Origin of the sequence: Pseudomonas sp. FP2300 (genome assembly GCF_030687595.1) — a bacterium.
GTDB classification, from domain to species: Bacteria; Pseudomonadota; Gammaproteobacteria; order Pseudomonadales; family Pseudomonadaceae; genus Aquipseudomonas; species Aquipseudomonas bijieensis.
This window is the reverse complement of the sequence record NZ_CP117440.1, coordinates 2,024,013-2,047,408: the sequence shown is the minus strand read 5'-3', so window position 1 is coordinate 2,047,408 and position 23,396 is coordinate 2,024,013. Positions and strand designations below refer to the sequence as shown.

Below are 23,396 nucleotides of genomic sequence, written 5' to 3'. Positions count from 1 at the left end.
TCAACCTCACAGGGTCTTGATGACATTGACCGAGACCGTCTCGGAGATTTCGCCGAACGACATCACGTCCAGCTCCCGGAAGCGTCCCTCGATCAGTTTCTTGATATAGCGCCGCACATCCACCGAACACAGCAGCACCATGTCCTTGTGGGCGATGTGCACACTGTCCAGGCCGACGCTGAGGCGGTCCATCAGCTCTTCGGACTCGGCCGGTTCCAGGTTGAGGAAACTGCCGCCCGAGGTTTGCCGGATGCCCCGGCGTACCACGTCTTCGAACTCCGCCGACAGCAACAGCACCCGCAGGTCGTTGCCCTGGGCAAACTTGTTGCTGATGTAGCGGGCCATCGCGCCGCGTACGTGCTCGACCAGCGCCAGCACGTCCTTTTCCCGGGAGGCCCAATGGGCGAGGGATTCAAGGATGAGCTTCATGTTGCGCACGGAGATACGCTCGCCAATCAGGCGTTGCAGCACTTCGGCGATCTTCTGCACCGTGACGTGGCGATAGACTTCCTTGAGCAGGTCGGGGTAGCGCACCTCCATTTCGTCGAGCAACTGCTTGGTTTCCTGCACACCGAAAAACTCCTGGATGTTGCGCGCCAGCAACGTGACCAGGCAGCGATAGCATTCTTCATCTGCCGCACGCAGGTGATAGCCCAACTGCTGCACTCGCTCGCGGTCGGCTGCGGTGACCCAGACGCCGCCCAGGCGATTGCTGTCGTTGCCGCGCACCAGGGCAAAACCCAAGGGTTCCAGTTCCGGGGAATAGTCCAGCAGGCGCCAGTGCTCGAAATGAATATCGAACTGCTCGGCACGCACTTCATTGATCAGCACCGCCACTTGATGGACCGGCAGTGCCTCGCTGGCCCGTAGCTGCGGTTCGGGAATGCGCAGTCCATAATCGACGAAGAACTGGCTGCGAAAGCGCGCCGTCCAACGGTCCTTCTCCAGCGCTTGCAGGCGCGCAGAGGGCACCAGCAGCATCAGGGCGACGGTTTCGGTGGCAATGTTGTCGACATCCTCCAGCAGCCCGGAATCGCTCGGCAACGCGTCCTGCTCGGCGGATGCGGTACGGCTTTCCCCCGAGCCGGCCGGGCGCGAGGATCGGCGGTGGCGCACAAACACCACCAGCCCCAGCACACAAGCGATCGAGAGAAAGGTCAACAGCGGAAACCCCGGCAACAGGCCCACGCCCACCGCCAGCAACGCGGTGACGCCGAGGACGAACGGGTTGCCCAGCATCTGGGCGAGCATGTTGCGCCCCAGGTTGCTGTCATCGCCGTTGACCCGGGTGACGATGAAACCGGCGCCGATGGCGATCAGCAACGCGGGGATCTGCGCTACCAGGCCATCGCCGATGGTCAACAGGGTGTAGGTCGACAGGGCCGTGGACATGTCCATGCCCAGTTGCCCGACGCCGATGGCCATGCCGCCGATGAAGTTGACGAAAATAATGATGATGCCGGCGATGGCATCGCCCTTGATGAACTTCATCGCGCCGTCGAAAGAGCCGTACAACTGGCTTTCACGCTCCAGCACGCTGCGTTTTTCCCGGGCCTGGGCCGCGTCGATGGCGCCGGCCTTGAGGTCACCGTCGATGCTCATCTGCTTGCCGGGCATGCCGTCCAGGGAGAAGCGCGCCGCCACCTCAGCGACCCGTTCCGAGCCTTTGGTGATGACGATGAACTGGACAATGGTGACGATGGAGAAAATCACGAAGCCCACCACCAGGCTTTCGCCGATGACGAAGTCACCGAACGACGCGATGATCTCGCCGGCATCGGCCTGGCTGAGAATCAAGCGGCTGGTGCTGATCGACAGCGCCAGGCGAAACAACGTCGTCAACAGCAGCAACGCCGGGAACGTCGAATAGCTGAGGATGCGCTCGATGTAGAACGAGCCCATGAACACCAACAGCGAGATGACGATGTTCAGGCCGATGAGAAAATCCACCAGCACGGTCGGCAGGGGGATGATCAGCATGGCGATGATCATCACCATCAAGGTCAGGATCAGCAGTTCCGGGCGAGCGCCGACGTTGCGCAAAAATACATTGAGCATTCAGGACTGGCTCCGGGACAACATCATGGATGACCGCCGGCGCGGCGCTGGTCGATGCACTCGTGGGCATAGGCCACGTCCGCCAGGCGCGTGAATTGTGTGGCCAGGCGCAACGGCGCCTCTTCGTCGGCAAACAGCGGCGGCGGTAATCGCAGGCTGAGCCGGCGCAGGGTCTGCAGCACTGTCGAACGTTCACGGTGGGCACTGAGCAGCACACCCTCCCCCAACGCGCCGAGCAACAGCTGGTCGAGTTCGTCGGGATAGGTCAACACGCCGAACAGGAACACCAGCCAGTCGGACTCATCGGGGTTGTGCCGACAGATGAGTGCATCGTCGAGCAGCGCGCCGATAAACAGTTCATCGGCTGAGCGCAGGCGCTTGAGGTCGGTCACCCGGCCCAGCAGTTGGCCGAACTCGGTGCGCGAGCAGCTGGGGTCCTGGGCGCTTATATCAGTGAGCAGTGCGGCTTCGATGAAGGCCAGCACATTCATGCGTTGTGCCGGGCCGTACAGGGCAATCCAGTCCTGGTAGCAACTGAGCGGGCCGTCGTCGGACTCGAGAAAATCCCGGTAGGTCTCACGCAACAGACCGGCCCGTACCGCCATGCTCTTGCCGAACAGCCTGGCCTTGAGCGCGGCGTTGATCCCGGCGTTCATGCGCTTGGGAGAGCCTTGGGCAATCACCGTCTGCAAGAGCGTTTCGAGCCGCTGCCGTGTGCGCGCCTCCAATGTCCTTCGGCGCAGCAACGCCCGCAGCACCAGCGCCAGGTCGCTGTCATCGGGGAACAGTTGTCGCGTCATTTGCAGCAACCAGGTGACGGGTTTATCCGCCAGCCGCGCCAGGCTCAGCACCTGCCGGGCCTTGGGCACGGTGTCGTCCTCCAGTACGCGTTCGAAGGTGTCGGTCAACCCCTCGGACTTTTGCTCGAACAAGCGCCGGCCACGAAATTGCGTCAGCGCCGCTGACAACTCGTCGCTGATCTGCACGAGGCGCTGCGCCACCGCCGCCGTTGCGCTGTCGTCCAGCCCTGTCTCGGCCTCCATTTGCGGCTGGGGATGTTCGGCGGCCTTCTCGGCATTCAGGCGGGCCTGGGCCGCTCGCCCTCCCAGGGAGATCGGCGGCAGGATCATGGTTCTGACAATCGGAAATAGGAGCGGCGCAGGCGCTCGTACTGCTCCGGGCTCAGCAACTGCGCGCCGTGTTCGACGGTGGCAGGCTCAAAGCCGTCGCGAATCTCCTTGGGCTGGATCAGGAACACCCGCACCGTGTTGGCCGAACGGTTCTGGCGATAGCTGAACAAGCGTCCGATCCACGGAATCGAACCCAACACCGGTACGCGTCCAATCTGTTCGCCGTGGTCATCGCGGGTGAAACCGCCCACCAGCAGGCTCTTGCCCTGGGGCACCCGCGCCACCGTACTGATGCGGGTACGGCCAACCGTCGGCAACGCACCCAGGCGCTCACCCTGCCCCGAGTCGACTTCGCTGCCGTCCTCTATATTGAGCGACATCTCGATCTCGTCCGCCTGGGCGAAACGCGGCAGCACGCTCACCAGGGTGCCGTAGGTCACGTGTTGCAGGTCGACACTGCGCTCGCCGACCAGCGGGGCATAAAACGTGCGGTTGTTGTCGAAGATCGCCGGCACGTTCTCCTGGGTCAGGATGACCGGGCGCGAAACCACATTCGCTCGCTGGGTCCGCTCCATCGCCATGACCTGGGTCACGAACGATGCGCCATCGAGGGTGGTCGCCGAGCCCGCGTTGAGCGATGCGCTGAAGGTGCCCCCGGACTTCACGGCGCCTTGCCAGTTGATGCCCAACTGATTGAGTTCATCCTTGTGCAGGTCGATGATCCACAACGACAATTCGACGTGTCGTTTCGGCGTATCCAGGGCATTGACCAGGTTTTCGATAAAGCGCACCTGCTCCGGCAAGCCCTTGACCAACAGGCTGTTGGTGTCCGGGTAGGCCACCACCCGGATGTTGCCGGCAGCCACCTCGCGCGCAATGATGCGCGGCGCCGTTGGATCTTGTTCCGAGGATGTGTTCGCCAGGCCCTCCAGGGGAAACACCGGCATCGCTCCCCGCGCTCGCGGCTCGGGGGCTTGCGCCACCGACGGCTCGACCTCGTGCTTTTCGCCGCGCAACAATGCCTCGATCACCGTGGCCAGCCCGGGAATGGTCACTTTATCGTCGCGCAGTTCATATTGACGGTCGTTGACGAAGGTATTGCGCACATGGATGACGCCAATCTGTTGCTTGCCGAGCAACAGTTCGGAGCGCTGGTTGTCCATCAACCCCGCCGCTTGCAGCACCAGGTCGACGTAGATGGGCGGCCCGGAGACGTGAAAGGTGCGCAACCCATCAGTGCGTAGCGGATAGCGCGCATCATGCAACCCGGACTGCTTGAGAAACCCCAGCAGCTTGGCCACGGTCAAGGTCTGCAACGAGGCCATGGCGCTTTTGATTTCCGAAGCGTCATACAGGTAAATCGCCTGGCCATCGCTGTACCAGATCAGCCCCATCTGCACGCTGATGCGTTCAAAAGTCTGTTGCGGCGTGCGCAGATCGAACGTACCGCCAATCCGCTTGGTGGCGGCGGCCTTGCTGACAATGACTGGCTTGCCCAACGACCCGGACAGTTCGCTGAAGAAGGTGCGCGCGCTCTGTTCACGGGCTTCGAAGGTATAGACATCGGCCCGCGCGGCAACGGGTACGAGCAGCGACACGGTGCTCAAGCAGACGGATAAAAGGGACAGGAATATCCATCGACGGCTCATCGGATCAATGACCGGAAAGGCAGGTGATGTCGGCGAGATTGCTGGGGGCAAAGCCCACCAATTCGCGGACTTCCTTGGAGAAATGCGAAGAAGAGGCAAAACCGAACTCCAGTGCCACATCGGTCAGCGAGCCGCCTTGAAGGCTCATGTTCAACAGCGCCTGGGCCGTGCGCCAGCCACGCAGGGCCGGCTTGGCCGCACTGCCCAGGGCCTGACGGCAAAGCCTGCGAAAATGCGAAACCGATACGCCATAACGCTGCGCCAGGGTCTGCAGTTTTTCGCTGCGGGTGCCCTGCTCCAACAAAAACCGCACGAGCCCGTAGCTCTCGTGATGCCGCAGCAGGTTGGCGACTGCGTGATAATCCGGGGTACCGCCCATCGCTTGCTCGATGTACCAGCGCTTGAGTCGTTCCCCGGATCCAACGATCTCATCTTCCAACGGCAACACCGCCCACGGCGCAACCTCCGTTCTCTGGCTGGCGAAGGCATCGCTCATGTCGAAAAAAGCCTGCAGCTTCACCAGCGGCGCTGCGCAAACCGGCAATACGTGTAGCTCGCCGCCGGTGAATTGCAGCGAATCGCGCAACACCAGCAATCCTTGCCAGCCGACCGGCAGGCAGCGATCGAGCCCAAGCCCCGCGGCGTCCAGTCGAACCGGGCTTTGGGCGACACGCAGGTACAGCACGCGTTCGCGCAGATCAGGCCATGCCGTGGCGCGAATGGATTTGTTTTGCACAGCCGTCTCCTTTGCTACGTGGCGGTGGAAGCAGCGACAGGATGAAAGACAGGGCGCCTTGAATCTTGATGGAAAGGTGATGAGCAACCGGGCTGGCATATGCCTTGCACCATTACTGTTCATCGGCGCCCATGCCAATGGCGGAATGAGTGCCACACTGTTTTTAGGGACAACGGCGTCGTCATCCGGCCCTGCTCTGGCAATCGGCCGGGTACGGCGCTTTTTTTATGTAGAAGGTGATGCGCGATGAATGAAGTTCCAGCCAATCCCCTGGCCTGGGTCAACGGCAGCGATGCCCCGGAAAAGAGCGCGGTCAACCTTGGTTTCATGGCTTTGAGCGACTGCGCCCCGGTAGTCGTGGCCGCGACCCAAGGTTTCGCCCAACCCTACGGCCTGACCCTGAACCTCAAGCGCCAGGCGTCCTGGGCCAACCTGCGGGACAAGCTGGTGAGCGGTGAGATCGATGCCGCTCACAGCCTGTACGGCCTGATCTATGCCGTGCACCTGGGCATCGGCGGCGTCGCATCGACCGACATGGCCGTGCTGATGGGGCTGAACCAGAACGGCCAGAGCATCAACCTGTCCCATGGCCTCCAGGCCCAGGGCGTGACCAGTCCTGAAGCACTGGAACGGCACGTGCACCAAACTCGCCCGAAACTGACCTTCGCCCAGACCTTCCCCACCGGCACCCACGCCATGTGGCTGTATTACTGGCTCGCCGCCCAGGGCATCCACCCGTTGTCGGATGTCGACAGCGTGGTGGTGCCGCCGCCGCAAATGATTGCGCACCTGCAAGCCGGGCGTATCGACGGGTTTTGCGTCGGCGAGCCTTGGTGCGCCAGCGCGGTGAAGCAGAACCTCGGTTTCACCCTGGCGACCACTCAGACCATCTGGCCCGACCACCCGGAAAAAGTCCTGGGCTGCACCCGCGCGTTCGTCGAGCAGTACCCCAATACCGCCCGGGCCTTAGTCATGGCGATCCTCGAGGCCAGTCGTTTTATCGAACAAAGCCCGGAAAACCGGCGCAGCACCGCACAATTGTTGAGCGCGCCCGAATATCTCGACGCGCCGCTGGACTGCATCGAGCCACGCCTGCTGGGCATCTATGCCGACGGCTTGGGCAATAGCTGGCAGGATCCTCACGCGATGCGCTTCCATGGCAACGGCGAGGTGAACCTGCCGTACCTGTCCGACGGCATGTGGTTCATGACCCAGTTCCGTCGCTGGGGCCTGCTGCGCGAAGACCCGGATTACCTGGCCGTGGCGCAGGAAGTCCAACAACTGAAGCTGTACCGTGAAGCCTGCGCGGCGCTGGATATCGCGTCCCCGCGCCAGGACATGCGCAGCAGCCAACTGATCGACGGCACTATCTGGGACGGCTCGGACCCGGCCGGGTATGCCAAGAGCTTCAAACTGCACGCCTTGAGCGATGCGGCTCCCCTTCTCGCCAGCCGCTGACAGGAGCCACGACCATGCTGCGTATCCTGCTGATCAACGACACGGCGAAAAAAGTCGGCCGTCTCAAGGCCGCCCTGATTGAGGCCGGCTTCGAAGTCATCGATGAATCCGGCTTGACCATCGACCTGCCAGCGCGCGTCGAAACGGTGCGTCCGGACGTGATCCTGATCGATACCGAGTCACCCGGGCGCGATGTGATGGAACAAGTGGTGTTGGTCAGTCGCGACCAACCACGACCGATCGTCATGTTTACCGACGAGCACGACCCCAATGTGATGCGCCAGGCGATCAAGTCAGGCGTGAGCGCCTACATCGTCGAAGGCATCCACGCCGCGCGCCTGCAACCGATCCTCGACGTCGCCATGGCCCGCTTCGAAAGCGACCAGGCCCTGCGCGCCCAACTCCTGGCCCGCGACCAGCAACTGGCCGAACGCAAGCGCATCGAACTGGCCAAGGGCATGCTGATGAAAATGAAGGAATGCAACGAGGAACAGGCCTACACCCTGATGCGCCGCCAGGCCATGAGCCGCCAGCAGAAGCTGATCCAGGTGGCGGAGCAGATCATTGCCATGAACGAGTTGCTCGGCTGAAAACCTTGTAGCGCCTGGCCTGGCGCCATCGCGAGCAGGCTCGCTCCCACAGGTCCTGTAGCCACTGAAGTTCCAATGTGGGAGCGAGCCTGCTCGCGATAGGCCTCCCCACAATCTCCGGGTTGGCACAGATCTCGCTTAAGCAATCCCACAGGTAACCAACGGCGGTTGCCCCACCTACGACAAAGACGTCGCACACCCTCCTTGCCTCTCTGGCAATCCGGGTTGCGGCGTTTTTTTGTTTTGGCCCCTCGGGGCCGGTGGTGCGACCACAGACGGCGCACTGCTCAAAGCACTGACTCATTTCTCGAGACTTTTACAGCTGAGGTGCGCGATGAATTCAAGCTTCTGGAAATCCGGCCACACCCCGACACTGTTCGCGGCCTTCCTTTATTTCGACCTGAGTTTCATGGTCTGGTACCTGCTCGGCCCACTGGCGGTACAGATCTCCGCCGACCTGCACCTGACTACCCAACAACGCGGCCTGATGGTCGCTACGCCGATCCTGGCCGGCGCCGTACTGCGCTTGTTCATGGGCTTGCTGGCCGACCGGATCTCGCCAAAGACCGCCGGCATGGTGGGCCAGGTGATCGTGATCGGCGCGCTGTTCTGCGCCTGGAAACTGGGCATCCACAGCTATGAACAAGCCTTGCTGCTGGGCCTGTTCCTCGGTGTGGCCGGCGCTTCGTTTGCCGTGGCGCTGCCGCTGGCCTCCCAGTGGTATCCACCACAACACCAAGGCAAGGCCATGGGCATTGCCGGTGCCGGTAACTCGGGCACCGTGCTCGCGGCGCTGATCGCACCGGTCATGGCGGTGGCCTTCGGCTGGACCAATGTGTTCGGCTTCGCACTGATCCCGCTGGTGCTGACCCTGGTGCTCTTCGCCTGGCTGGCCAAGAACGCCCCCGAACGGCCAAAAGCCAAATCCATGGCCGACTACCTCAAGGCCCTGGGCGACCGGGACAGCTGGTGGTTCATGTTCTTCTACAGCGTGACCTTCGGTGGTTTCATCGGCCTGGCCAGCGCCCTGCCCGGCTACTTCAACGACCAGTACGGCCTGAGTCCGGTCACCGCCGGCTACTACACCGCCGCCTGCGTCTTCGGTGGCAGTCTGATGCGTCCGTTGGGTGGCGCCCTGGCGGATCGTTTCGGTGGCATCCGCACCTTGCTCGGCATGTACACCGTTGCTGCCGTCTGCATCGCGGCGGTGGGCTTCAACCTGCCGAGCTCCTACGCAGCCCTGGCCCTGTTCGTCTGCACCATGCTCGGTTTGGGTGCGGGCAACGGCGCGGTATTCCAACTGGTGCCACAACGTTTCCGTCGCGAAATCGGCGTGATGACCGGGCTGATCGGCATGGCCGGCGGCATCGGTGGCTTTGCTCTGGCGGCGGGCATGGGCGCGATCAAGCAGAGCACCGGCAGCTATCAACTGGCCCTGTGGTTGTTCGCCAGCCTCGGGGTCCTGGCCTGGTTCGGCCTGTACGGCGTCAAGCGTCGCTGGAGAACCACTTGGGGTTCGGCCGCTGTCACCGCTGCCCGGGTATAACCTGCAACCATGAGCCTGCAATTGAGCTTCGCCGAAGCCAGTGCCATCGGCCCGCGGGAAGAAAACCAGGACGCCCTGCGCCTGGTCACCCCGGCCCCGGCCCTGGCCGCCAGCAAGGGTTACCTGTTCGCCATCGCCGACGGCGTGAGCCAATGCGCCGATGGCGGGCTGGCGGCCCGTTCGACCTTGCAGGCCTTGGCCCTGGATTACTACTCCACACCGCAGACCTGGGGTGTGGCCCAGGCTCTGGACCGCTTGCTGCTGGCGCAGAATCGCTGGCTGCAGGCCAACGGTGGCGGGCAACCGCTGCTCACCACCGTCAGCGCCCTGGTGCTGCGGGGCCGACGCTTCACCCTCGCTCATGTCGGCGATTGCCGGGTCTACCGCTGGCATGCCGATCATCTGCAACGGGTCAGCGAGGATCACGTCTGGGAACAACAAGGCATGCAGCACGTGCTCAAGCGTGCCCTGGGCCTGGATCAACACCTGATCCTGGACTTTCTCGACGGCGAGTTACGCATCGACGAAACCTTTGTGCTGCTCAGCGACGGTGTCTGGGCAGTCCTGGGGGACACGGCCATCGCCGGCATTCTTCGCGACCAGCCGGACCTGGACCTTGCGGCGCAGACGCTGGTCAATGCCGCGCACCTGGCCGGTAGCCAGGACAACGCCAGCGCCTTGTTGGTGCGGGTCGATGCCGTGGGCGAAGCGAGCATCGGCGATGCCCTGATCCAACTGCAGCAATGGCCCCTGCCGCCGGCATTGAAACCGGGCCAGGTGTTCGAAGGCTGGCAGATCGAAGGCCTGCTCGGCCAGAGCCAACAATCGTTGCTCTATCGGGTACACGACGGTCAGGACCAGCCCTGGCTGCTGAAAACCTTGCCGACTCAGTTGCGCGACGATAGCCGGGCCGGACAGGCATTGCTCTCGGAAGAATGGTTTCTCAAACGGGTCGCCGGGCGACAATTTCCCGAGGTCCATGGCGTTCCCCAGCGTCAGCATCTCTACTACGTGATGCGCGAATATTCGGGCGTGACCCTGGCCGAGCTGTTCAACCAGGACGGGCCACTACCTCTCGCCCAATGGTTGGAGCTGGCGCAGCGGCTGGTGCGGGCGGTGGGCCTGTTGCATCGAAGGCAGATCTACCACCGCGACATCAAGCCGGAAAACCTGCACCTGGGTGACGACGGGGAGTTGCGCTTGCTGGATTTCGGCCTGGCGTACTGCCCGGGCTTGTCCGAGGACCAGGCCAACGTGCTGCCCGGCACGCCCAGTTACATCGCTCCGGAAGCCTTCGCCGGCACCGCGCCAACCGCGCAACAGGATTTATATGCCGTTGGTGTGACCTTGTACTTCCTGCTGACCGGGCATTATCCCTACGGCGAAATCGAAGCCTTCCAACGCCCGCGTTTTGGCGCGCCGGTCGGTGCCAGCCGCTATCGGCCGGACTTGCCCGAATGGCTCGGACAGAGCCTGGAACGGGCCGTCGCGGCGGATCCGGACCAACGCTTTGAAACCGCCGAGGAATGGTTGTTGCTGTTGGAACAGGGCGAACGCCGCAGTTTGAGCGTCAGGCCCCGGCCATTGTTGGAAAGAGAACCGCTGAAGGTCTGGCGGACGTTGGCGCTGGTATCGTTGGTGGTGAATGTTGTGCTGCTGTTTTTGGTGTTTCACGGCTGAGATCCAGTCACGCCTATCGCGAGCAAGCTTTGCTCCCACAGAGGATTCGCTCCACAGGGAATCGGCTGTGGGAGCAAAGCTTGCTCGCGATAGCGGCTTGGCTGTCACTACACATCCACCGCGACCACGCTCCATTACCGGGCAACACGCTTTGATTCGGTGCAATAAATCCCTCCCCCAATCGTGCAATCAGTCGTTCCCCCACTAAATCCGCGCCCTCAAGCCACTTGGCACAACCACTGCATAACCTCTCTCACCATACATAAAGCAACGCCTCCAACGATGAAGGCGGTGCTTCCCGAGAGAACGGGACCAGGACAAAGGCGTCCTCGCTAGGCAACTAGCGGGACGCCTTTTTTTGTTTTCGAAAAAATTGCCGAGCCAGCCCATTCACCGTGATGAAACGGGCCTGAACTTGCGGAGAACCCTGATGAAAAAACTCAAACTGGTAATGATCGGCAACGGCATGGCCGGGGTTCGAACCCTCGAGGAGCTGCTCAAGCTGAGCAACGAGCTGTACGACATCACGGTGTTCGGCGCCGAGCCACACACCAACTACAACCGCATCCTGCTTTCGCCGGTGCTGGCCGGCGAGCAGACCTTCGAAGAGATCGTACTCAACGACCTGAGCTGGTACCTCGACAACAACATCAAGCTGCTGCTCAATCGCAAGGTGGTGGAGATCGATCGGGTCAAGCGCCGGGTCATCGCCGAAGACGGCAGCGAAGCCGAATACGATCGCCTGCTGATCGCTACCGGCTCCACGCCTTTCATCCTGCCGATCCCCGGCAACACCCTGGAGGGTGTGATCGGCTACCGCGACATCGCCGACACCCAGGCCATGATCGACACCGCCAAGACCCACAAGCACGCCGTGGTGATCGGTGGCGGCTTGCTCGGCCTGGAAGCCGCCAACGGCCTGAAGCTGCGGGGCATGGACGTGACCGTGGTGCACCTGGGCGAATGGCTGCTGGAGCGGCAACTGGACAAGACCAGCGGCCAGTTGCTGCAAACCGCCCTGGAAAACCGTGGCCTGAAATTCCGCCTCAGCGAGCAGACCCAGGCCCTGTACGACGCCGGCAACGGCCGGATCGGCTCGGTCCAGTTCAAGAACGGTGACATCATCCCCGCCGACCTGGTGGTGATGGCCGCCGGCATCCGCCCCAACACCGAGCTGGCGGAAAAGTCCGGCATCCCGTGCAACCGCGGGATCCTGGTCAACGACACTATGCAGACCTACGATCCGCGCATCTACGCCATCGGTGAATGCGCCAACCACCGTGGCACCGCCTACGGCCTGGTAGCACCGTTGTTCGAACAGGCCAAGGTCTGCGCCAACCACCTCGCGCAACTGGGCTTCGCCACTTACAAGGGCTCGGTCACCTCGACCAAGTTGAAAGTCACCGGCATCGACCTATTCTCCGCCGGCGACTTCATGGGCGGCGAAGGCACCGAAACCATCACCCTTTCCGACCCGATTGGCGGCGTCTACAAAAAGCTGGTGATCAAGGATGACGTGCTGGTCGGTGCCTGCCTGTACGGCGATACCGCGGACGGCGGCTGGTACTTCCGCCAGATCCGCGAGAACCACGCCATCAGTGAGATCCGCGATCACCTGATGTTCGGGGAAAACGCCCTGGGCGATGTAGGCCACCAAGGCCAGGACAAAGCCATGAGCATGGCCGACAGCGCCGAAGTCTGCGGCTGCAACGGCGTGTGCAAGGGTACCATCGTCAAGGCGATCCAGGAACACGGGCTGTTCAGCGTCGATGACGTGAAGAAACACACCAAGGCCGCCAGTTCCTGCGGCTCCTGCGCCGGCCTGGTGGAGCAGATCCTGATCAATACCGTCGGCGGTGCGGCGGACGTCAAGCCGAAAAGCGAAAAAGCCATCTGCGGTTGCAGCGACCTCAACCATGGCCAGATCCGCCAGGCAATCCGCGATCAGCACCTGCTGACCATCGCCGGGGCCATGAGCTACCTGAACTGGCGCACGCCGAACGGCTGCGCCACCTGCCGGCCAGCGCTTAATTACTACCTGATTTCCACCTGGCCCGGCGAGGCTCAAGACGATCCACAATCACGCCTGATCAACGAACGCGCCCACGCCAACATCCAGAAAGACGGCACCTACTCCGTGGTTCCGCGGATGTGGGGCGGCGTGACCAACCCTTCCGAGCTGCGGCGCATCGCCGACGTGGCCGATAAGTACAACGTGCCGATGGTCAAGGTCACCGGCGGGCAGCGCATCGATTTGCTGGGGATCAAAAAGCAGGACCTGCCCGGCGTGTGGAAAGACCTCGACATGCCCTCCGGCCACGCCTACGGCAAATCCATCCGCACCGTGAAAACCTGCGTGGGCAGTGAGTTCTGCCGCTTCGGCACGCAGAACTCGACCCAACTGGGCATCGAGCTGGAACACGACCTGTTCAACATGTGGTCGCCGCACAAGGTGAAGCTGGCCGTCTCCGGTTGCCCACGCAACTGCTCGGAAGCCGGCATCAAGGACGTTGGCATCATCGGCGTCGATTCCGGCTGGGAGATGTACATCGGCGGCAACGGCGGGATCAAGACCGAAGTGGCCGAGTTTTTCGTCAAGCTCAAGACCGCCGAGGAAGTGCGCGAATACAACGGCGCCTTCCTGCAGCTGTACCGCGAGGAAGCTTTCTACCTCGAACGCACCGTGCACTACATGCAGCGGGTCGGCATGGAGCACATCAAGAAAGCCGTGCTGGAAGATCCCGAGCGGCGCAAGGCCCTCCACGAACGCCTGAAGTTTTCCCTCTCGCTGGAGCAAGACCCCTGGAAACAGCGCCTGGAACAGCCACTGCTGAAAAAAGAGTTTGAAGTCATCCCCGTGAAAAACCTGGAGGTGCCGGCATGAACTGGTTGGATATCTGCGCACTGGAAGAAATCAACATCCTCGGTTCGCGCATCATCAATGGCCCCAAAGGCGATATCGCGATATTCCGCACCAGCGACGATGAAGTGTTCGCCCTCGATGACCGTTGCCCGCACAAGGGCGGCCCGTTGTCCCAAGGCTTGGTCTACGGCAAGCGCGTGGCCTGCCCGCTGCACAACTGGCAGATCGACCTGGAAAGCGGCCAGGCCCAGGCGCCGGATGTGGGTTGCGCCCATCATCATTCGGCCCGGGTCGAAAACGGCCGAGTGCAACTGGCCCTGCGGGACGCAAGCTGATGAACCGCCAGATCACTGCCTCGACCTGCTGTTATTGCGGGGTCGGTTGCGGCGTGCTGATCGAGCATGACGACGAGCGCATCCTCGGCGTCAGTGGCGATCCCGCCCATCCGGCCAACTTCGGCAAACTGTGCAGCAAGGGCTCCACCCTGCACCTGACCGGCGACCTCGCCGCACGCGCCCTCTACCCCGAACTGCGCCTGGGCAAAGGTCTGGCCCGGGCCCGCAGCGACTGGGACAGCGCCCTGGATCACGCCGCCAGCGTCTTCGCCGAGACCATCGCCGAACACGGCCCCGACAGCGTGGCGTTCTACATCTCCGGCCAATTGCTCACCGAGGATTACTACGCCTTCAACAAACTCGCCCGGGCATTGGTGGGCACCAACAACATCGACAGCAATTCGCGGCTGTGCATGTCCTCCGCCGTGGTGGGCTACAAGCGCAGCCTCGGCGCCGACGCCCCACCTTGCAGCTACGAAGACCTGGAACTGAGCGACTGCGTGATGATCGTCGGCAGTAACATGGCCTACGCCCATCCCATCCTGTTTCGCCGTCTCGAAGAGGCCAAATCCCGCCGACCGCAGATGAAAATCATCGTCATCGACCCGCGGCGCACCGACACCTGCGACTTGGCGGACCTGCACCTGGCGATCCTGCCCGGTACCGATGTCGCCTTGTTCCATGGGATTTTGCACCTGCTGCTGTGGGAAGACTGGGTCGACCGCGACTTCATCAAGGCCCATACCGAAGGCCTGGCGGACCTGAAGAACCTGGTACGCGACTACACCCCGGCGATGGTCGCGCAGTTGTGCGGCATCAGCGTCGAACAACTGCACCAGTGCGCCGAATGGGTCGGCACCTCGCCGAGCTTCCTGTCGCTGTGGTGCATGGGCTTGAACCAGTCCACCGCCGGCAGCGCCAAGAACAGCGCGCTGATCAACCTGCACTTGGCCACCGGGCAGATCGGGCGGCCGGGTGCGGGCCCGTTCTCACTGACCGGCCAGCCCAATGCCATGGGCGGCCGGGAAACCGGCAGCCTTTCGAACCTGCTGCCGGGCCATCGTGAAGCGGCCAACCCGGAGCATCGCGCCGAAGTCGCCCGCTATTGGGGCGTCGAGCAACTGCCCGCCACCATCGGTTTGAGCGCCATCGAGCTGTTCGAGCAGGTTCGCAGTGGCAAGATCAAGGCCTTGTGGATCGCTTGCACCAACCCGGCCCAATCGATGCCAGACCAGACGGCGGTACGTGAAGCGCTGCAAGCCTGCCCATTCGTGGTGTTGCAGGAAGCCTTCCGCACCACCGAGACCGCAGCCTTTGCCGACCTGCTGCTGCCGGCGGCCAGTTGGGGCGAGAAAGAAGGTTCAGTGACCAACTCCGAACGGCGTATTTCCCACGTCCGTCGGGCCATCGGCGCACCGGGGGAGGCTCGTGCGGACTGGGCAATCACAGTGGATTTCGCACAACGCCTGGAGAAACGCCTGCGGCCGGGGCAGCCCAGCCTGTTTGCCTTTGCAGCCCCAGCCGAACTGTTCGATGAATACAAACAACTGACCCGCGGCCGTGACCTGGACTTGTCCGGCATCAGCCATGCCCTGATCGATCAACTCGGCCCGCAACAATGGCCCTTCCCCGAGGGTGCGACGGTCGGAACGGCTCGCCTGTACATGGACGGGATTTTCCCGACCGACAGCGGCCGGGCACGGTTTGTGGCCGACCCCTATCGCGCCGCCAAGGAACTGCGTGACGCCCGCTACCCATTGACGCTGAACACCGGTCGCTTGCGTGACCAGTGGCACGGCATGAGCCGCACCGGTACCGCCGCGCAGTTGTTCGGTCATGTGAACGAAGCGGTACTCAGCCTGCATCCCGACGAACTGCTCCGGCATCGCCTGCAGGCGGGCGACCTGGTCAGCCTCAAAAGCCGGCGTGGCAGCGTGATCGTGGCCGTGGACAGCGACGACAGCGTGCGCCCCGGCCAGGCGTTCCTGCCTATGCACTGGGGCGACCGGTTCCTCAAGGGCGGGGTCAACACTCTGACTCAACCGGCCTTCGATCCGTTGTCGAAACAACCGGAACTCAAGCACAGCGGCGTACGCCTGGAGCCGGTGAACCTGCCTTGGCAGCTTTTCGCCCTGATCGAAGGTGATGTTCAACAACATCTGGAGGCGCTGCGCCCACTGTGTGAGGCGTTTTCCTACGTCAGCCTGAGCCTGACCGGCCGTGATCGCCCTGCGTTGCTGATTCGTGCGGCCAGCGCCGTCGCTCCCGAACCGCAACTGCTACAGGCCATCGACGAGCAATTGGGCCTGATCGATGGGCCGGTACTGGCCTATGACGATCCCCGTCGCTCTATCGGTAAACGGGTTCGAATCGAAAACGGCCGCATCACCGCCATTCGCCTGGCTGGCGAAACCCTGGCTCGGCACTGGCTGCAGAACCTGTGGCTGGAAGGTCGTGCCGATGAACAACTGCGCCGCTGGCTGCTGGCGCCTTTGAGCGCGCCGCCGGGCAATGTCGGCACCACGACAGGTGGCAGCAAAACGCTGTGCAACTGCATGAATGTCAGCCAGCGTGCGATCTGCGCAGGCATTGAACGTGGCCTGGACTTGCAGGGGCTCAAACAGGAATTGGGCTGTGGCACGCAATGCGGCTCCTGCGTACCGGAAATCAAGCGCCTGCTGGTTGCCACTGCGCAACCACTGGCGGCTATCTCGTGAGGAAAACACTATGAACGCAAAAGTCTGGCTGGTGGGTGCGGGTCCCGGTGACCCTGAGTTGCTGACCCTCAAAGCCGTGCGCGCCCTGGGTGAGGCCGACGTGGTGTTGATCGACGATCTGGTCAATACCGCAGTGCTGGAACATTGCCTCAATGCGCGCATCATTGCCGTAGGCAAGCGCGGCGGCTGCCGTTCCACGCCTCAGGCGTTCATTCATCGTTTGATGCTGCGTTATGCCCGCCAGGGTAAATGCGTGGTGCGTCTCAAAGGCGGCGACCCTTGCATCTTCGGTCGCGGCGGTGAAGAAGCCCAGTGGCTGCGCGAGCATGGCGTCGAGGTCGAACTGGTCAATGGCATCACCGCCGGCCTCGCGGGGGCGACCCAGTGCGATATTCCACTGACGCTGCGCGGGGTTGCCCGGGGCGTGACGTTGGTGACGGCCCACACTCAGGATGGCAGCAGCCTGAACTGGCAAGCCTTGGCACAAAGCGGCACGACGCTGGTGGTGTACATGGGCGTGGCGAAACTGAGCGAGATTCGTGAGCAATTGCTGGCCGGCGGCCTGGCGGCGAATACGCCAGTGGCCATGATCGAAAACGCCTCCCTGCCCCATCAGCGTGATTGCCGCAGTGACCTGGCTTCGATGGAAGCCGATGCAGGCACCTTTCAACTCAAGAGCCCGGCAATCCTGGTGATTGGCGCAGTGGCAGGCGCGACCGAATGTGCAGGGTCGCAGCCTTCGTGGGTTCAGGCTTCGTCGCTGTAACAAACAACACCCAACCACCGAACCTGTGGGAGCAAAGCTTGCTCGCGATAGCGGTGTGTCAGCCCATATGAATGTTGCTGGCCCTACCCCATCGCGAGCAAGCTTTGCTCCCACAGGTTCGGTGTTTTAAGCAGCCACACTGTGGCGACACCAAGGCTCTTTCAATAAATCGCAGGCAAAGAAAAGCCCGGCCTAAGCCGGGCTTTTCCAAAGCTGTGGGCTAATTACTTAGCTTGGGCTTCAACCTGCGCTTCTACGCGACGGTTAACTGCACGACCAGCTTCAGTGGCGTTGTCAGCAACTGGGCGGGATTCGCCGTAGCCAACAGACTGAACGCGGGACGATTCAACACCGTACTGGTTGGTCAGAACTTGCTTAACGGCGTTTGCACGACGCTCAGACAGTTTCTGGTTGTAAGCGTCAGGACCGACGGAGTCAGTGTGACCTTCAACAGTAGTGGTGGTGGATGGGTACTGCTTCATGAAGTCAGCCAGGTTCTTGATATCGCCGTAGCTGTTAGGCTTGACGACCGACTTGTCGAAGTCGAACTTGACGTCCAGCTCAACACGAACGACTTCAGCAACAGCTGGGCAGCCATCAGCGTCAACGGTTACGTTGGCTGGGGTGTCAGGGCACTTGTCGACGTTGTCGCACACGCCATCGTTGTCGCTGTCGGAGCAGACTTCAGCCGGAGCTGGAACTGGAGCAGCGGCAGGCTTGGAACCGCCACCGAAGTTCACACCGATACCGACGCTTGGAGCCCACTCGGTGTCGCCCTGGTCGATGTTGTACTGAGCTTCAACGCCAGCACGGGCGTAGAAGTTCTCGGTGAAGTACAGCTTGGCACCGCCGCCAACGTTGGCGAAGGTGGAACGGTTACGACCGTTGCTGCCATTCTGGTCGATGCTCTGGTCCGAGAAACCGGCAGAGACGTAAGGACGCAGCATGTCGCCTGGGTTGTTGAAGTGGTACAGAGCGTCCAGAGCGGTGTTGGCGCCTTTGACGTTGGTGCCGTCGTCAGTACGGGCGTTGTGCACTTCGTCGTAGGCCAGACGCAGTTCAACGTCGTCGGTCAGGAAGTAACCAACCGAACCGCCGAACAGGTTGCCGTTGTTCTTGAAGTTACGAGCGCTGTCGAATTGTTCTTTCTTGGCGAAGCCTTCGATTTCAACTGCGCCTTGGCCTTGTGCCAGAGCGCCGAACGAAGTGGCAGCAATCAAAGAACCAATGGCAAAGCCCAAGGTGTTTTTCAGTTTCATCCGTTAAATCCCCATCTGGTGATTGTGAAGCAGTCCCGCAAACCGGGGGACAACTCGGCGGCAAGTCTATCAGAACTTGCCTACACGTAAGAGATATTTGCGCCGAACTAAGTTTCAGCAATGCCCGCAAATTTCTCACGCAATTTGTCTAGAGCGCGCTTGTAACGCATTTTTGTCGCGCTCAAACCCATATGCATTATGTCTGCGATCTCCTGGAATTCCAGCTCTGCGACAAATCGTAGCACCAGAATCTCCCGATCGATCGGGTTCACATGGACCAGCCAGCGATCGAGTCCACCCTTTTCCTCGGGCTTGGGCGCCTTGTCTTCAGACGCTTCCTCGAGAGGGTCCAGGCTCAACGCGTCCATCAAGCGACGCTTTCGCCGTTCCTTGCGATACTGCGTGATGCATTCGTTGTACGTGATGCTGTAGAGCCAGGTCTTGAACTTCGATTTCCCCTCGAAGTTCTTCAGGCCATACAGCACCTTCAACATCACCTCCTGACAGACATCATCAGCGTCGCGATCGTTCCCGAGATATCGTGCACAAACGTTAAATAATGTCCTCTGGTAACGGCGCATCAATTCTTCGTATGCACGCGTTACGTGGAATAACTCCGTATGCGCGCGCGCGACCAACTCCTCATCGGAGAGATCACGGGGGTCGTAGCGCGTGGATAGCGATTGGGGTTTGTTCAAAACAAGTCGGGCCGACAGTCTAGGTCAATGTGCGCCGCAGCCTGCCGTATCGGGCATTTTGCGGCGGCATACATTAGCAGGGTTTGCCGGGTTAGCGGCTACTCACATGCTGTTCCAGCAGGATCCGATTGGAAAGCGACACCAGTTCGCCCTCCTCGGTCAGCAATGTGGTTTTCACCGTGCCGATCTCTTCGATCTGGCCTTCGACCTCGCCAACACGCACTTGTTGCCCAACCTCATACAATTCACGCACATAGATTCCCGCCAGGATCTGCCCGGCGATTTCACGACTTCCCAACCCCATTGCCAGCGCAATCGCCAGACCAACGGTAATCAATACGATCACGATCACGTGGTTGAGCAGGTCAGTCTTGACCTCCAACTGGCTGATCGCCACCGAAATACTGATGATGATCACCAGGCCCTGGGCAATTCGCCCCACGCCAGCGGCGTAGTCCAGCCCAACGCCCTCGGCCGCGCCGCGCACCAGCCCGTTGGCCAGTTGCGCCAGCAGAACGCCGACCAGCAACACCAGCGCGGCACCAAAAACCTTCGGCAAATACAGCGCAAGCATGTCGAGCGTAGCCGAAACTCGCTCGAGGCCAAGGGATTCTGCAGCGGAAACCAGGAAAATCAGCAGTACGAACCAATACACGATCTTGCCGACCAGGGTCGAGATCGGTACCTGGATGCCGCCACGGGACAACAGTTTGGTCAGGCCGGTGCCCCCCATCAGGCGGTCGAGACCCAATTTGGCGAGCAGCTTGGACAGCAGCGTGTCCAGCAGCTTGGCCACGACAAAACCCAGCAACAGCACCACCAGGGCGCCGAACAGGTTCGGGATGAAGTTAGCCACCTTGGTCCACAACGCAGTCATTGCCGTGACGAGGCTCTGGGTCCAGAGATCAAGTTCCATATTCAATCAGCCTTATCAGCGGTGCGAGTAACAGGTTTACGGCGGGAAACCGGCGAGACATGGGCCGATCCGTTATTCAGGGCGATCATCAGCGCAGGCAACCAGCGGCCCAGCAGGCTGAACAGATCGCCCGCACCGACCTGGCGGTTGGCGGTTTTCAGTACACGTCCCAGGCACGCATCATCGTCCCGGCTGGACGGCGAAGCCTTGAGCATGTCGCGCAAAGACTGTTCAAACGGATCGTGCATACGCACCTCTCGTGATGTCTGTGGAAGACGCGATCAAATTTCGTCGGGTCACATGAAACCCCATCACACCCAGCGCAAGCGGCGGAACAACCACCACTGCCCGAGCGCCACGCAGATCATCAACAGGCAGGCAATCATGAAACCGTAGGGGCTTTCGGAAAACGGAATGCCGCCGACATTGATGCCCAGAAGGCCGGTGAGAAAACTCATCGGCAGGAAAATCCCGGTGACGATGCCGAAGCGGTACATGGTGCGGTTCATCCGCACCGAAAGGCGCCGGTCTTCGGCCTCCAGCACAAGCCCCACGCGCTCTCGGGTCAATTCCAGTTCCTCGAGGTAACGGGTCAGGCTGTTGTTCAATTCGTTCCAATAGTCGCTGTCATCGTCGAAAAACCACGGCAGCTTGAGTCGCGTCATCTGGCCGAAAATGTCCCGCTGTGGCGCCAGGAAGCGCTTGAGTCCGGCGGCCCGTCGCCGGATGTGCAAAATGGCATCGTGCTCGGGGGTATACCGTTCGTCGGTATCAAGTTTTTCTTCCTCGGTATCGACGATCTCAGAGAGACAAGTGACCAGGTCCTGCACTTTGTTGGTGAGGTACTGCGCCATATAAAGGATGAGTTCCGACGCGTTTTTCGGTCCTTTGCCCTCGGCCAACTGCGCCAGCAGTTCATCGGTAGCGCGCAACGGACGCAGGCGCAGAGAGATCACCCGCTGGGCGGATGCAAAGATCCGTACCGAGACCATGTCCTCCGGCTCGGCACCCGGGTTGAGGTTGATGCCTCGAAGAAACAGCAGCAACTCGGCGTTGGGCAATGGCAACAGGCGCGGACGAGTATTCTCCTCGAGCAGCAGGTCGCAGTTGAATTCGCTCAAGCCGCTGGATTTGCGCAGCCAGGTGTGGGTTTGCGGATGACTGCGATCCCAGTGCAGCCACAGGCTTTCATGGGCCTGCAACTGCAAATCGTCGAGTTCGGTCCGGGCTATGGAACGCGCGCCGCCTTTACCGTCCAGCACCAGGGCATGCACCAGCCCCCACTGCGCGTTTTCTTCCTCGAACATCCTCATCCCTTATGGCAGTGGTGCTTCATTCAGGCATTTTCAGCGGGCTAGGCGAGACGATCACGCCGTTGTTGTCCGCGTAGACATACTCGCCTGGACGAAACGTCACGCCGGCAAAGGTCACCGGCACATTGAGTTCGCCGACGCCACGCCGGTCGGTTTTCATCGGGTGGCTGGCCAGGGCCTGGACCCCGAGGTCGGTCTGGGCAATAACGTCTACGTCACGGATGCAACCGTAGATCACCAGCCCTTCCCAACCATTTTTCGCGGCTTTTTCCGCCAGCATGTCCCCCAGCAGCGCCCGACGCAGGGAGCCGCCGCCGTCGACGACCAGCACCTTGCCGTTGCCCTCGAGTTCAACCTGCTCCTTGACCCGTGAGTTGTCTTCGAAGCACTTGATGGTCACGATTTCGCCGCCGAAGGAGTCGCGGCCACCAAAATTGCTGAACATCGGCTCCAACACCTGCACCAGTTCCGGGTAGGCGTCGCACAGGTCGGGCGTGAGGTAATGGTTCATCGAACAACTCCTGAAAGGCTGGAACGTCGGACTGAATGAGCAACCGTTTGTGACTGGAACCGCGTCAAGCGTCATATCTTAGCCGCAAGCCGACCAGAGCGAAATGCCCATGTCAGAGCCTTTCCCTCAAACCGCCTCGGCCAGGGCGGGCAGACTTTCCAGCAACGGCGCCTGCTGATCTTGCAGCCAACGGGCTACCAGAGGCCAGACCTCAGCCTGTGCCGCTTTGCTGACCAGCATCTCGACGTGGCCGAAATCGCCCTTGAAACCCTGCTCCTGGCCCAGGCAGACAAACTGCTTGTGCTCGGAACCGATCTGCTCGAAGAGCTTGCGGCAAGCCCAGGTAGGGTCCTGGTGATCGCCAGCGGCACTCACCGCCAGCACCGGCAACTGGACATCGGCCAGCCCGGCCCACCAGTTCTTCTCGGCATCGCCGAACCGTCCGAACAGGCCGTACCAGCGCATGCTTTCCAGCGCCAGGCCGATGGGCTCGTCCTCGGGGCCGCGCTTGAGCCTTGAGCCGGACAACTGGGCAAAGCGCTTGAGGATGAACCGGCCGCTCCACTCCACCGGCGGGATCTTCAACGGCCAGTAGGTGCGGCTGACCTGGGTACCGAAAAACGCCGCCGAAGCCACCGCAGGTTCGCCCAGGTAATGGCCACCCAAGGCTGCCGCGAGGGTAATACCTCCCAAGGAGTGACCGATCCAGTGGGGCACTTGCCCGCTCTGCTCACGCACGAAGGCACCGATGGCCGGCAAGTCGTAGCGGGCATAGTCGGCCACCCGATTGTTGCGATAGGCCTGGTTGCGCTGGGATAACCCATGGCCGCGCATCTCGGGAATCCACACATCGAAGCCCAGGCGTGCCAGGTAGGCTCCCAGCCCCAGGCCCTTGGGCGAATACCAGAAGCGTCGATTGGAAAAACTGCCGTGCAACAGGATCACCGGGACGCCACGGATTTCGCTGGCATCGGCCATGCCCAGCCGGGTGACGGCCAGTTCGACGCTGGCGTCGGGGCTGTTGCCGGGTTTCAAGCGATAGACATCTTCACTCAGATCACCGCGCCGCTCGGCGCTGACCAGAGCGACAGGAAAGAGGTTGCTGCTGCTTTGCATAATGCTCTTGCACAAAAAAGGGCGGCATCCGTCAGGAGCCCGCCCTACTTCAATC

At 61.7% G+C, this 23,396-nt stretch carries 19 protein-coding genes; 8 read left to right on the top strand and 11 right to left on the bottom strand.

Annotated features, from left to right (window positions below; all coding sequences use genetic code 11):
* Nucleotides 1-6: 6 nt before the first annotated feature.
* From PSH86_RS09015 to PSH86_RS09000, 4 genes are read right to left on the bottom strand one after another with little or no spacing between them, the layout of a single operon-like run.
* Nucleotides 7-2,058: an EscV/YscV/HrcV family type III secretion system export apparatus protein gene (locus tag PSH86_RS09015; protein WP_116831820.1), complete on the bottom strand. Its 2,052-nt coding sequence runs from the start codon at nucleotides 2,056-2,058 to the stop codon at nucleotides 7-9.
* Nucleotides 2,059-2,081: 23 nt separating this feature from the next.
* The gene (sctW, locus tag PSH86_RS09010) at nucleotides 2,082-3,188 is read right to left on the bottom strand and encodes a type III secretion system gatekeeper subunit SctW (protein ID WP_305489285.1); all 1,107 of its coding nucleotides are present in this window, start codon (nucleotides 3,186-3,188) and stop codon (nucleotides 2,082-2,084) included.
* Nucleotides 3,185-4,837, bottom strand: coding sequence for a type III secretion system outer membrane ring subunit SctC (gene sctC, locus PSH86_RS09005; RefSeq protein WP_305489283.1), 1,653 nt, complete (start codon nucleotides 4,835-4,837; stop codon nucleotides 3,185-3,187). Before sctC ends, sctW begins: the two co-directional genes overlap by 4 nt.
* A 4-nt stretch (nucleotides 4,838-4,841) precedes the next feature.
* Nucleotides 4,842-5,573 (bottom strand): helix-turn-helix domain-containing protein, encoded by a 732-nt coding sequence (locus PSH86_RS09000; RefSeq protein ID WP_305489282.1) that lies wholly within the window; start codon nucleotides 5,571-5,573, stop codon nucleotides 4,842-4,844.
* Between the two features lie 246 nt (nucleotides 5,574-5,819).
* On the opposite strand from PSH86_RS09000, the gene PSH86_RS08995 reads away from it, so the two are divergent.
* The 8 genes from PSH86_RS08995 (at nucleotide 5,820) to cobA (ending at nucleotide 17,528) form a co-directional block, all read left to right on the top strand.
* Entirely contained in the window at nucleotides 5,820-7,031 is a 1,212-nt protein-coding gene (locus tag PSH86_RS08995) for a CmpA/NrtA family ABC transporter substrate-binding protein (protein ID WP_305489281.1), read from the top strand.
* A gap of 14 nt (nucleotides 7,032-7,045) precedes the next feature.
* Complete coding sequence (locus tag PSH86_RS08990) at nucleotides 7,046-7,621, top strand: ANTAR domain-containing response regulator (RefSeq protein ID WP_003199539.1); 576 nt, start codon at nucleotides 7,046-7,048, stop codon at nucleotides 7,619-7,621.
* A 334-nt stretch (nucleotides 7,622-7,955) separates the two neighbouring features.
* Nucleotides 7,956-9,167 carry a NarK/NasA family nitrate transporter gene (locus PSH86_RS08985; protein ID WP_053120618.1) on the top strand — a complete coding sequence of 404 codons (1,212 nt, stop codon included), beginning with the start codon at nucleotides 7,956-7,958 and terminating at the stop codon, nucleotides 9,165-9,167.
* 9 nt (nucleotides 9,168-9,176) lie between these two features.
* Nucleotides 9,177-10,847 (top strand): bifunctional protein-serine/threonine kinase/phosphatase, encoded by a 1,671-nt coding sequence (locus PSH86_RS08980; protein WP_305489279.1) that lies wholly within the window; start codon nucleotides 9,177-9,179, stop codon nucleotides 10,845-10,847.
* Between the two features lie 430 nt (nucleotides 10,848-11,277).
* Nucleotides 11,278-13,731, top strand: a complete 2,454-nt coding sequence (gene nirB / locus PSH86_RS08975) for a nitrite reductase large subunit NirB (protein WP_305489277.1) — start codon at nucleotides 11,278-11,280, stop codon at nucleotides 13,729-13,731.
* On the top strand, nucleotides 13,728-14,045 hold the full coding sequence (nirD, locus tag PSH86_RS08970; protein WP_018605256.1) for a nitrite reductase small subunit NirD: 318 nt from the start codon (nucleotides 13,728-13,730) through the stop codon (nucleotides 14,043-14,045). Before nirB ends, nirD begins: the two co-directional genes overlap by 4 nt.
* A complete protein-coding gene (locus PSH86_RS08965; RefSeq protein WP_305489275.1) occupies nucleotides 14,045-16,762 on the top strand; it encodes a nitrate reductase in 2,718 nt (905 codons plus the stop codon). The genes nirD and PSH86_RS08965 overlap by 1 nt, the downstream gene beginning before the upstream one ends.
* 10 nt (nucleotides 16,763-16,772) lie before the next feature.
* On the top strand, nucleotides 16,773-17,528 hold the full coding sequence (cobA, locus tag PSH86_RS08960; protein WP_305489274.1) for a uroporphyrinogen-III C-methyltransferase: 756 nt from the start codon (nucleotides 16,773-16,775) through the stop codon (nucleotides 17,526-17,528).
* Nucleotides 17,529-17,752: 224 nt separating this feature from the next.
* On the opposite strand, the gene PSH86_RS08955 is transcribed toward cobA, so the two are convergent.
* The 7 genes from PSH86_RS08955 to PSH86_RS08925 all read right to left on the bottom strand — a co-directional run bounded on the left by PSH86_RS08955 (nucleotide 17,753) and on the right by PSH86_RS08925 (nucleotide 23,341).
* The gene (locus PSH86_RS08955; RefSeq protein WP_109751507.1) at nucleotides 17,753-18,787 is read right to left on the bottom strand and encodes an OmpA family protein; all 1,035 of its coding nucleotides are present in this window, start codon (nucleotides 18,785-18,787) and stop codon (nucleotides 17,753-17,755) included.
* A gap of 107 nt (nucleotides 18,788-18,894) precedes the next feature.
* Complete coding sequence (gene sigX, locus PSH86_RS08950; protein WP_092197526.1) at nucleotides 18,895-19,485, bottom strand: RNA polymerase sigma factor SigX; 591 nt, start codon at nucleotides 19,483-19,485, stop codon at nucleotides 18,895-18,897.
* A 91-nt stretch (nucleotides 19,486-19,576) separates the two neighbouring features.
* Nucleotides 19,577-20,401, bottom strand: a complete 825-nt coding sequence (locus tag PSH86_RS08945) for a mechanosensitive ion channel domain-containing protein (protein ID WP_053183230.1) — start codon at nucleotides 20,399-20,401, stop codon at nucleotides 19,577-19,579.
* Between the two features lie 2 nt (nucleotides 20,402-20,403).
* Nucleotides 20,404-20,649: a hypothetical protein gene (locus tag PSH86_RS08940; protein WP_014337331.1), complete on the bottom strand. Its 246-nt coding sequence runs from the start codon at nucleotides 20,647-20,649 to the stop codon at nucleotides 20,404-20,406.
* A gap of 63 nt (nucleotides 20,650-20,712) precedes the next feature.
* Nucleotides 20,713-21,708 (bottom strand): zinc transporter ZntB, encoded by a 996-nt coding sequence (locus tag PSH86_RS08935; RefSeq protein ID WP_109751506.1) that lies wholly within the window; start codon nucleotides 21,706-21,708, stop codon nucleotides 20,713-20,715.
* 25 nt (nucleotides 21,709-21,733) lie between these two features.
* Nucleotides 21,734-22,225, bottom strand: a complete 492-nt coding sequence (gene rraA, locus PSH86_RS08930) for a ribonuclease E activity regulator RraA (protein ID WP_109751505.1) — start codon at nucleotides 22,223-22,225, stop codon at nucleotides 21,734-21,736.
* A 126-nt stretch (nucleotides 22,226-22,351) separates the two neighbouring features.
* On the bottom strand, nucleotides 22,352-23,341 hold the full coding sequence (locus tag PSH86_RS08925; protein ID WP_305489267.1) for an alpha/beta fold hydrolase: 990 nt from the start codon (nucleotides 23,339-23,341) through the stop codon (nucleotides 22,352-22,354).
* Nucleotides 23,342-23,396 lie beyond the last annotated feature (55 nt).

Coding starts and splice junctions, on each gene's coding strand:
- PSH86_RS09015 (WP_116831820.1), bottom strand. CDS start 2,058: ATGCTCAATGTATTTTTGCGCAACGTCGGCGCTCGCCCGGAACTGCTG.
- sctW (WP_305489285.1), bottom strand. CDS start 3,188: ATGATCCTGCCGCCGATCTCCCTGGGAGGGCGAGCGGCCCAGGCCCGC.
- sctC (WP_305489283.1), bottom strand. CDS start 4,837: ATGAGCCGTCGATGGATATTCCTGTCCCTTTTATCCGTCTGCTTGAGC.
- PSH86_RS08995 (WP_305489281.1), top strand. CDS start 5,820: ATGAATGAAGTTCCAGCCAATCCCCTGGCCTGGGTCAACGGCAGCGAT.
- PSH86_RS08990 (WP_003199539.1), top strand. CDS start 7,046: ATGCTGCGTATCCTGCTGATCAACGACACGGCGAAAAAAGTCGGCCGT.
- PSH86_RS08985 (WP_053120618.1), top strand. CDS start 7,956: ATGAATTCAAGCTTCTGGAAATCCGGCCACACCCCGACACTGTTCGCG.
- PSH86_RS08980 (WP_305489279.1), top strand. CDS start 9,177: ATGAGCCTGCAATTGAGCTTCGCCGAAGCCAGTGCCATCGGCCCGCGG.
- nirB (WP_305489277.1), top strand. CDS start 11,278: ATGAAAAAACTCAAACTGGTAATGATCGGCAACGGCATGGCCGGGGTT.
- nirD (WP_018605256.1), top strand. CDS start 13,728: ATGAACTGGTTGGATATCTGCGCACTGGAAGAAATCAACATCCTCGGT.
- PSH86_RS08965 (WP_305489275.1), top strand. CDS start 14,045: ATGAACCGCCAGATCACTGCCTCGACCTGCTGTTATTGCGGGGTCGGT.
- cobA (WP_305489274.1), top strand. CDS start 16,773: ATGAACGCAAAAGTCTGGCTGGTGGGTGCGGGTCCCGGTGACCCTGAG.
- PSH86_RS08955 (WP_109751507.1), bottom strand. CDS start 18,787: ATGAAACTGAAAAACACCTTGGGCTTTGCCATTGGTTCTTTGATTGCT.
- PSH86_RS08945 (WP_053183230.1), bottom strand. CDS start 20,401: ATGGAACTTGATCTCTGGACCCAGAGCCTCGTCACGGCAATGACTGCG.
- PSH86_RS08940 (WP_014337331.1), bottom strand. CDS start 20,649: ATGCACGATCCGTTTGAACAGTCTTTGCGCGACATGCTCAAGGCTTCG.
- PSH86_RS08935 (WP_109751506.1), bottom strand. CDS start 21,708: ATGTTCGAGGAAGAAAACGCGCAGTGGGGGCTGGTGCATGCCCTGGTG.
- rraA (WP_109751505.1), bottom strand. CDS start 22,225: ATGAACCATTACCTCACGCCCGACCTGTGCGACGCCTACCCGGAACTG.
- PSH86_RS08925 (WP_305489267.1), bottom strand. CDS start 23,341: ATGCAAAGCAGCAGCAACCTCTTTCCTGTCGCTCTGGTCAGCGCCGAG.